Annotated in this window: 10 protein-coding genes; all 10 read right to left on the bottom strand. The window is 33.7% G+C overall.

Going from position 1 to position 9,831, the window contains the following annotated elements:
• Positions 1-235: 235 nt before the first annotated feature.
• The 10 genes from COZ07_RS03005 to nikR all read right to left on the bottom strand — a co-directional run bounded on the left by COZ07_RS03005 (position 236) and on the right by nikR (position 9,770).
• Positions 236-2,785, bottom strand: a complete 2,550-nt coding sequence (locus tag COZ07_RS03005; protein ID WP_406607110.1) for a heavy metal translocating P-type ATPase — start codon at positions 2,783-2,785, stop codon at positions 236-238.
• A gap of 52 nt (positions 2,786-2,837) precedes the next feature.
• Positions 2,838-3,746 carry a PLP-dependent cysteine synthase family protein gene (gene cysK, locus COZ07_RS03000; RefSeq protein ID WP_406607109.1) on the bottom strand — a complete coding sequence of 303 codons (909 nt, stop codon included), beginning with the start codon at positions 3,744-3,746 and terminating at the stop codon, positions 2,838-2,840.
• 48 nt (positions 3,747-3,794) lie between these two features.
• Positions 3,795-4,211 (bottom strand): Rrf2 family transcriptional regulator, encoded by a 417-nt coding sequence (locus COZ07_RS02995; protein ID WP_406607108.1) that lies wholly within the window; start codon positions 4,209-4,211, stop codon positions 3,795-3,797.
• 95 nt (positions 4,212-4,306) lie between these two features.
• On the bottom strand, positions 4,307-5,380 hold the full coding sequence (gene ychF, locus COZ07_RS02990) for a redox-regulated ATPase YchF (protein WP_406607107.1): 1,074 nt from the start codon (positions 5,378-5,380) through the stop codon (positions 4,307-4,309).
• Positions 5,381-5,540: 160 nt separating this feature from the next.
• Entirely contained in the window at positions 5,541-6,206 is a 666-nt protein-coding gene (locus COZ07_RS02985; RefSeq protein ID WP_406607106.1) for an energy-coupling factor ABC transporter ATP-binding protein, read from the bottom strand.
• A complete protein-coding gene (gene cbiQ / locus COZ07_RS02980; RefSeq protein WP_406607105.1) occupies positions 6,206-6,946 on the bottom strand; it encodes an energy-coupling factor transporter transmembrane protein EcfT in 741 nt (246 codons plus the stop codon). The genes COZ07_RS02985 and cbiQ overlap by 1 nt, the downstream gene beginning before the upstream one ends.
• Positions 6,947-6,973: 27 nt before the next feature.
• Positions 6,974-7,606 (bottom strand): hypothetical protein, encoded by a 633-nt coding sequence (locus COZ07_RS02975; RefSeq protein WP_406607104.1) that lies wholly within the window; start codon positions 7,604-7,606, stop codon positions 6,974-6,976.
• An 86-nt stretch (positions 7,607-7,692) separates the two neighbouring features.
• On the bottom strand, positions 7,693-8,298 hold the full coding sequence (cbiM, locus tag COZ07_RS02970; RefSeq protein WP_406607103.1) for a CbiM family transporter: 606 nt from the start codon (positions 8,296-8,298) through the stop codon (positions 7,693-7,695).
• Positions 8,299-8,318: 20 nt separating this feature from the next.
• Positions 8,319-9,104, bottom strand: a complete 786-nt coding sequence (locus tag COZ07_RS02965) for a DUF4198 domain-containing protein (protein ID WP_406607102.1) — start codon at positions 9,102-9,104, stop codon at positions 8,319-8,321.
• A gap of 249 nt (positions 9,105-9,353) precedes the next feature.
• The gene (nikR, locus tag COZ07_RS02960; protein ID WP_406607101.1) at positions 9,354-9,770 is read right to left on the bottom strand and encodes a nickel-responsive transcriptional regulator NikR; all 417 of its coding nucleotides are present in this window, start codon (positions 9,768-9,770) and stop codon (positions 9,354-9,356) included.
• Positions 9,771-9,831: the final 61 nt, after the last annotated feature.

The following is a 9,831-nucleotide window of genomic DNA, read 5'->3' as shown; positions in this document are numbered from 1 at the left end:
CCACTACAACTCGCCATACTCATTACCATTACAAAAATAACCAAAAATAAACCAATTAATTTAATCTTCTTTGCTTTTCTCATCTTTTCTCCTTTTCTATTAATATACTAAAAAAACAATTACTAAACCTACCTTAATTAATATTTAGATATTGCCAACAGTTTCGGAAAATTATTTTATATAATACTACTTATTCTATCTTTTAGGTAGTGATTAAAATAAAAAAATAATTACTTCATCTATTTTTGGTCACCTCCTTTTGTATTGCCCCCCTCTTTACCGGTGGGATATACCTTTTTAACAGCAGAGAAAGACTTATCACGGTTACAGAACTCATCGCCATAGCTAACCCCGCAAGTTCAGGTTTAAAAATAATTCCGAAAAACGGATATAATATTCCTGCCGCTACAGGAATAAGGGCAGCATTATAAGCAAAAGCCCAAAAAATATTTTGTTTAATTCTTGAGATTACCTTTTTACTTAATTGTATGGCTGCAACTGCATCTAAGAGATCGTCTTTTATAAGTACTATATCTCCACTTTCTATAGCTATATCTGTTCCACTCCCAATAGCAATTCCCACATCTGCCTGAGCAAGGGCTGGTGCGTCATTAATCCCATCGCCCACAAAGGCAACTACCTCTCCTTTTTCTTGAAGTTTTTTTACTTCCTTAGCCTTATCTTGAGGCAAGACTTCCGCTAACACATGGTCAATTCCAGCTTGCTGGGCTATAGCCTTTGCAGTCCTAATATTATCACCAGTAATCATAAAAATATTAAATTTCATTTCCTTTAATGCTTTAATTGCTGCCTTAGTGGTTCCTTTTAAGGTATCAGTAATAGCGATTATACCAACCATCTTATTATCAAAAGAAATCAACATTACTGTCTTTCCTTCATTTTCAAGTTGAAAAATTCTTTTTTCGACTTCTTTAGATAAAAAAATATTCTTCTCTTTCAATAGTATTCGATTGCCTATAAGTATTTCTTTTCCTTCCACTTTTGCTTGGACACCTTTTCCTCGAAAAGTGTTAAAACTTTCACTACTAAGAAGTTCGATCCCACTCTCTTTTGCTTTTTTGACAATTGCCTCGGCAAGAGGATGCTTTGAATTATTTTCCACACTGGCTACAATTTTTAATAATGTTTTATCTTCCATTCCAATACTAGATATATCTGTAACTTCTGGTTCCCCTTTAGTAAGAGTTCCAGTTTTATCAAATATTATAGTGGTAAGTTTTTCGGATATTTCCAGGGCTTCACCATTCTTAATCAGAACACCAAGTTCAGCTCCCCGACCTATTCCAACGGTCACCGCAGTGGGAGAGGCCAGCCCAAGAGCACAGGGACAAGCTATCACCAAAACCGAAATTAAACTAGTTAAAGCAAAAAGCAGGGTGTTACCGAGAATTAAATACCAGGTTATAAAGGAAAAAATAGCAATTGCTAATACTACTGGAATAAAATAATTCACTGCTTTATCAGCGATTCTTTGAATGGGAGGTTTTGAACCTTGAGCCTCTTCTACCAACCTGATGATCTGAGATAGTACCGTATCTCTTCCTACTTTTTTAACCCTAAATCTAATTACCCCATTTTTATTAATAGTTCCACCAATAACCTTATCACCATTTTCTTTTAAAGTCGGAATAGATTCCCCGGTAATCATTGACTCGTCTATATAACTTTCCCCATCAATAACTTCGCCGTCTACGGAAATTTTTTCCCCCGGTTTAACCACTAATATATCATTTATTTTTACCTCTTCTACAGATATTTCCTCTTCTTCAAAAATTGAGAGTAATTTGCTAATCAATATATCTTTAGGAGGATGGGTAAAATCTTGGTGATTGAAACGGTAAACTCTACAGCTGAATGTTTTGTTAATCTTTCCTTCTAGATCTTTATTATTTACTAAAACAGTTGGCGATCCAAAAAAAGGATAATCTTGAAAATTTTCTTGGTTTACTTCGGTTAACTTGATAGGAACGGAAATATTCAGCTCCCTTAGAGTATCTTTTACTTGTTCAATTGCCTTATTGTAGTTAGGACAATCTCTAAAATATAAGATTTCCAGATCTATATTTTTAGGCCTTAAGACTATAGCTTTTTTGGGTTGTAAGTTCATCAACTTTTTAATCGCTTCTGAGGTCTTCACTTTAGCCTTCGCCTCTAAATATCGTCCTATGGTAAGAAAGGTGGCCAGAAAAACTGCCGTTTCGTAGAATAAAAATTTACTGGAAAGTATAAAATTAAAAGTAGCCAAAAGGCTTGCTATAAAAGCAACTCCTATTCCCATAGAATACATAACATCCATATTAAGATTCCTATTTTTAAGAGAACGATAAGCGGCCTTAAAAATAGGATAGCTGATATAAATAAAAACAGGAGTGGAAATAAATAACATTAGATAGGCCACTGGAAAGGGTAAATTAATTGGAATATACGTAAGAATCATCAAAAGAATGCCGGTAGTAAATCCCACCATAATCCTACTACGTTTTTTTATTAAATTCTTTTCTCTCGAAATTTTTTCGAAATCTTCTGTTTCTTCTCCTACTATACCTAAAAATTGATATCCAGTTGCTTCTATAGTTTTTTTTAGGTCTGCTGGGGTTATGATATTTGGATTAAAATTAATAAACGCTTTTTCAGCAGCAAGATTAACATTAACCTCTCTAATTCCATCCAGTCTTTGGAGTGAATTTTCTATGGTTTTTACACAAACAGCGCAAGTCATTCCTCCAATTTTAAGTTCAATTTTTTTTAACTGTTCTAAAGTCATATTTTCGCCTCTAAAAAACAAAATTTAGTCTATCGTTTTCGCACTCAGCCCTTTATGGTGGACATTTTCCACATATCGATCTAAATAAGGAAGTGCTTAAATAGCGGTCTCCCCGATCAGGCAAAATTACTACGATTATTCCAGAATGCATCTGCCTGGCTACCTCAAAAGCTCCGGCAACTGCCGCACCGCTAGACATACCCACAAAGATGCCTTCTTTAGTAGCAAGTTTCCTTGCCATCTCATAAGCCGGATCATCCTTGACGGTAATTTTCTCATCCAATTTCTCTGCCTGGAATATTTTGGGGACAATTGATTCTTGCATATTTTTAAGTCCTTGTATTTTATGCCCTACTATTGGTTCAACACCAACAATCTTAACTTGTGGTTTCTTTTCTTTTAAATATTTAGCTACTCCCATTAAAGTTCCACCAGTTCCCATACCAGCAACAAATATATCTATTTCTCCCTTAGTTTGAGAAAATATTTCCGGACCAGTAGTCTCATAATGAGCCAGAACATTATTCTCATTTTCGAATTGATTAGGCATGTAATACTTATCGGGTTCTTCAGAAATAAGTTGATGAGCCTTTCGGATCGATCCGTCGGTAGATTCATTGGCGGGAGTAAGTATTATTTCTGCTCCAAATGCTTCGATAATTCTACGTCTCTCTACACTAACACATTCGGGCATACAAAGTTTTACCTTATACCCTTTTGCTGCTCCTATCATAGCCAGAGCAATTCCGGTATTTCCTGAAGTAGGCTCTAATATTATCTTTTCTCTGCTAAGTTCTCCTGACTCTTCCGCTTTTTTTATCATATAATAAGCCGGACGGTCTTTAATTGAACCGCCAGGATTACAACCTTCCAGTTTTCCAAATATTTTTACTTTGGAATTTTCAATTAAATTATTAAATTTAACCAGTGGTGTATGGCCAATTACTGATAATATATTCATAAATTTTATCTCCTTTATCAGAGTAATAATGTAGTACAACAGTCACCATTAATTTGCTTTGTTTTGCAAATTTACTAAATCCTCTAAAGTAACAGAGCTGAGCACCCCAGAAATTGTTTCATCTAACTTTTCCCATATATCTCTGGTTACACATTTGGAAACTCGAGAACAAACAGAAGGATTTTTTACACATTCTACCAGGCTCAAATTCCCTTCCAGAACTTGTATGATATCTTTAAGAGTTATTTGTGAAAGAGACTTAGCTAACCTATACCCCCCATGAGCTCCTCGAGAAGAACTTATCAACCCACTTGCTTTAAGAGGGATAACCAATTGACTTAAATATTTTTCGGAAATCTCTTCCTTTTTGGCAATATCCTTTAAAAAGATATTCCCCTGATCAAAATTTAAAGCTAACTCCAACATAAATCTGGTTCCATATCTTGCTCGAGTAGAAAGCCTCATAAAACCACCTCATTTAATTACTATTAAAACTACCATATTAGTAGTAATAATAATATAAAAAAATATTTTTGTCAACTAAACAAAAAAAACTTGCTTTAAACATTAAATCGAAAATTAATGATATTACCATCTTCGATTAGGGCATCTTTCCCTTCTATTTTTAATAATCCATTTTCTTTTATCTTAGACATAGAACCCAGATTAACTAAATCCTGGTATTTTACTATTTCTGCTCGGATAAAACCTCTTTCTATGTCTGAATGCACTTTTCCAGCAGCCTTCTTGGCTATGGTACCTTTTTTAATAGTCCAAGCCTTAACTTCATCTTCACCTACAGTGAAAAATGATATTAACCCCAAATGTTCATAACATACTCGTGACAATCTTTCAATCCCCGTTTCTTTTAATCCCAAATCCTCTAAAAATAATTTTCTCTCTTCTGGTTCCAATTGATTTATTTCCATCTCTATTTTTCCACAAATATTAATACTCGCCATATTATTATCTTTAAGGAATTGATCTAATTTTTCTTTTTGAAGATATAACTTGGTTTTAAATTGTTCTTCGCTAAGATTCAGGGCAACAATTATTGGTTTTAAAGTATAAAAACTAAAGCCACTTATTTTTTTCATTTCATCCTCGGTAAATTCAAGATTAGAAAGAAATTGATCATCGCTCAGGCCTTGATTACATTTCTCTAAAATCTCCATTTCTATTAATTCTTCGTGATTTAATTTCTGTTTAGATTTTTTTAGACGCTCTAATCGATTTTCTACTACCTCCAAATCTCTAAGTAAGAGCTCATATCTTAAATTTTCTATTTGAATCATAGGGTCTTTTTCACTGGCCACTGCTAGATCCTCAAACAATCTAATCACTAATAAGAGGGAATCGGCATCCTGAATAAGACTAAATATTTCTGCCTTCTCTTTGGAAGGCAATTCCGGAGAAATTCCCCCAATATCTATAAACTCGATGGTAGCATAAGTAGTCTTCTTGGGATGATAAAGGGAACTTAAATAATCTATTCTCTGGTCATAAACATTAGCTATCCCTATATTTTTAGTACCTTTTGAAGAATAAATAGAAACCTCTTTATGTTGCCCGGTAAGGAGATTAAATAGAGTAGTCTTGCCTACTAAAGGCAGGCCTACAATTCCAATTTTCATTTTTTCTTCCCTCCATTTTGTATCTCGTATCACGTGAATCACATTTCATAAAGAAATAGTGTATTTCATTATAACAAATATATTCCGAAAATAAAAATAAGAATTTTTGTAGATGAAAGATGATAAAAGGTTAGAAAACCGAAAAAGGAAACCGAAAAAACTAGATCTTATTTATCTTTCCATTATCCATCAGGTAAATACAATTAGTCGTCTCTTTTAAAAATTTTTTATCATGGGAGATAATTATATAGGACAGGTAGGGATTATTATTTAAAATTTGAATCATCTTGGCAATAGTTTTTTCATCCAGCCAAGTCACTGGTTCATCAAGAAGTAAAATTTTAGGTTGCATAGCCCATACAGTAGCCATAGAAACTAATCTTTTTTCCCCATAAGAAAGATTATAAGTAATTCTGTCTTCAAAATTAGATAAACCCAATAATTCTAAAGTATCTTTCAGAATCTTTTTAGTTTCTTGATTACTCTTTCTTAAATTAAGAGGACCAAAGGCTATATCCTCAGCAACCGTAGGACTAAATAATTGGTCATCTGGGTCCTGGAAAAGAAGACCAATTTTTTCTCTAACTTCTATAAAATCGTTTTCTGTTCTTCTTTTTTTCCCAAATATTTCTATTTTCCCTCCGTTTGGTTTTAAAAGTCCCATAATAAGTTGGAAGAGAGTGGTCTTCCCACTACCATTAGGTCCAAGCAAACCAATTCTATCTCCTTGATAAAAATTAAAATTTAGTTTATTAAAAACATAATCCCGGTAGGGATAGGCAAAAGAAAGGTCAACGAGTTTTATTATCGGTTCTTTTTCTTTCATTAGAATAACATTAATCCTATAATACAGCTTATCATCACAATTCCACCAATAAAATCAGACTTATTGAAACTAAAATGATTTAAAGTCCAAAATTTTCCCTTAAATCCCCGGCAGAGCATAGCATTATATACTCTCTTTGAACGATCATAACTCCGAACTAACATCATCCCGATTAAATAAGCATAAGTCTTATAAGTATGGAAATTAGTCTGGGCTTTAAAACCTCTCACCTTTAAGGCATTGTTTAATCTAATATACTCAGAATGAATGGTATGGATATAACGATAACTAAAAAAAGATAACTGGACCAGTTTATCAGGCAGATACAAGTGAAGCAAGGCATGAACCAAATTATATATCGAAGAGGTAGAAAGAAGGGCAATACCTACTAAAATAATAGAGTTAGATTTTATGGTAAGCAAAAAAGCATATTTTATCCCTTCTCGGGAAACACCTAATGAGTCCAAGATATAAATTTTTTCACCTGAAAAAGTAAAGGGGAGCATTATCCATAATAACAAGATAAAACTATTCACTACTAAAAGACGTAAAATTACTTCTCTAATCTTTAGTTTAGCTATAATTATTAATCCTGCCGCCAATAATAAATCCCCCCATAAGGGAGTATATCGATCAGTAACCGCCACAATTGCTGAAAATAATAAAGCGACAATAATTTTTACTCTCGGGTCGAGTTTATGGAGAAAGGAATCTCCTTCAGAAAATTTTTCTTTAATCAAATTAGCCACCTGAAAAAATATTCTAAATCATTTTTTACGACTTAAAAAGTAAGCAATAATTCCAAAAATACCAAATATATAACCTATACCGCCGATTATCTCAGTAGGAGAAATTTTATCCTCTTGAGATTTCTTAATCTCTCTCATAACCGGAGTTAATTTTTCATCCAGAATATTTTCTATTAGTAACTGAACCTCTTTTAAATTTTGTGAAGATATTTCAGGGGAAACAACTTTATTTTCTTCACCCATCTTATATACCAAGATGCTTTCAGTAGATTCTTTTGAAGTAGGTTCTTTTAAATTTTCCTGGACTAATCCGGTGGTATTTCTTAATTCATCAGCTCGAATGATGCATTCTGCCCGATGTCCCATACTGGCAGTAAGTACTATCTTTAAATCTCCTTCTTCTTGAGGAATTTCAAAAGAAAAATTCCCTTCCTGATCAGTCAAACCTTCTAACCATTTATTTCCCTGGTTATCAAATACTTCCATCTTTGAACTTACACATTTTTTACCATCATTAAAATAACTTTCGGTATAGACTTTATTTCCTTCTACATAAGTAAAGATGTTTACTTTGTGAGCAAAGATCGGGATATTTATTACTATAATGATTAAAAATAAAAATATTAAAATTAAATATAATCTTCCTTTCATCTCGTCTCCTTAATATAATCTTTCTTATATTTTATTGCTCGGTATAATCTAAATAATATCTAGGTAATTAAAACTTACTCTGGTTATTAAGCATCTAAATCTAATATCTCTGGTCTAACTTTTCTTAAAAATCCTACACAAAAAACTGTCAATATCCCTTCTAAAATCATCACTGGTAGATGGGCAATTAGTATTAATTTGGCTACCTGCATAAACAGCTCCCCGGTAAAGACTAGAGCAGTTGCCACCATTATTCCACTTAATAATACCGATAAAAATCCACAAATAAAAGCCAAAGTTAGAGCAAAAAAATTATTTTTACCCTTAATGCCTCGATTAAAGAGATAAAAACAGATGATAGCTGGGAAGGCCATATTAAAAGTATTTACCCCCAGAGTAGTAGGCCCCCCAAACTGAAAAAGTATAGCTTGAAAAGCAAGGGCCACCAATATCGCTGGGAAAGCTGCCCAACCTAACAATAGCCCTATAATTCCATTTAGAATTAAATGTACACTTGATGGACCAATAGGGACATGGATTAAGGAAGCCACAAAAAAAACAGAGGAAAGAATAGCTACTTTAGGCATTTGCTTATAAGCCATCTTTTTTAAACCATAGCCTACTGCTGTAGCAGTCAAGCTTGCCCCCGCAACTAATACTGGCGCAGATAATATACCTTCTGAAATATGCATAAATTTTTCCTCCGAATAATTCATTCTATATTATAAGTTTTGACCCAGAGAACTGCTCCGATTTCTACCGATTTTTCTTCTTCCTCATGTTTTATCTTCTCTCTATCCTCATTGAGGGCAGCAAACCCCCACCATCCTGCTTTGGGCATAGCATAAGTAAATACACCATTCTGATCGGCTTTTATTACCTGAGTAATCATAGGGTCAGCAGGGCATTTAATCTGGCCATCCTGATTGTAATATTCCACCTCTACTTTAGTATAAGGAACCGCTTCTCCCTCTACTTTTACTATCCCTTGAAAGACATTATCTGTCCAGAGACCATAGGGTCTAGTTAAGGGAATTATCTCTGTTTTTAAACCTACTTCTTCATCCCAACCTACTTCTAGGCCCAGAGCATTTACAATCACTTTAGTATAGTGAATAATAAAACAGTCTTCCGCTGGTTCCCAATAGGGTTGAGGCTCTACATAAAAGATGTGGTCACCCGGACGTTTTATCTGGTAATTAGCCTCCCAAGTAGTACCATCATTAATCTTTTTCTCCTGGAGTGTATTTAGCAAATCAATTTTCTTCCCTTGGATGAGTACCCCAAATTGCACTGGTTTAGCCATATTCATATAATCCCCTTCCATGGGGTGAATAAATTGTACTGTTAAAGCAATATTTTTACTATCTTCTTGGGTAATCATATCATCTGAAGGGATTATCATTCCGAAATGGGCACTTACCGAAATTATTAAACCCAATAAAAACATTGTCACAAAAAATAAAACCGTAATAACTTTAGCTCTAAAATCTTTCATACTTTCCTCCTGTATTTTTATTAATTGTTCAATTATTCAATTGTTTTTAATGTAGGGGTCGAATTTATTCGACCCGAGTTTTACGGGCTTGATAAATCAAGCCCCTACTTCTATACGCTAAACGCTACCCGCTATACGCTATATATACTATTTTCATTTTCGTGCTACGCATCAGACAAAAAAATATAAGGTTATCAACCTTAATTAAATAATTGACTCCTGGTAATCGAAAACGCAAACTAGCTATTTTTATACTAATTCCTTCCCGGTGGTAGCTATAGACAATGCTCCGTATTTTACTCCTCTATTTGATTTTAACTTATTAGCCAGTCCCCGCACTTCGGTCGGCTTTCCTCTTACTACTATTATCTCTAAACAATTACTATGATCTAAGTGAATGTGTTGGCTGGATATAATTATCCGATAAAAATCATGCTGGATATCAGTTAGAATATTTACCAGGTCTCTTTTATGATGGTCAAAGACTAAAGTAATTGCTCCGGCTACTTCTTTACCATCTACCCACTCTCTCTTTACCAGATTCTCTCTAATTAAATCTCTAATCGCTTCCGAACGATTGGAGTATTTTTTCTCTTTAATAAGTCGATCAAATTTATCTAAAAGTTCTTTTTCCAGTGATACCCCAAAACGGACTACCTCAGACATTAGTCTCTCCTTTTAGTATTACTTTTTCAAAAATTATAACACGATAATTTTACTCTGTCAA

The organism is Candidatus Infernicultor aquiphilus, assembly GCF_002784285.1.
GTDB lineage: Bacteria > Atribacterota > Phoenicimicrobiia > Phoenicimicrobiales > Phoenicimicrobiaceae > Infernicultor > Infernicultor aquiphilus.
This window is presented reverse-complemented; position numbering and strand designations above follow the sequence as displayed.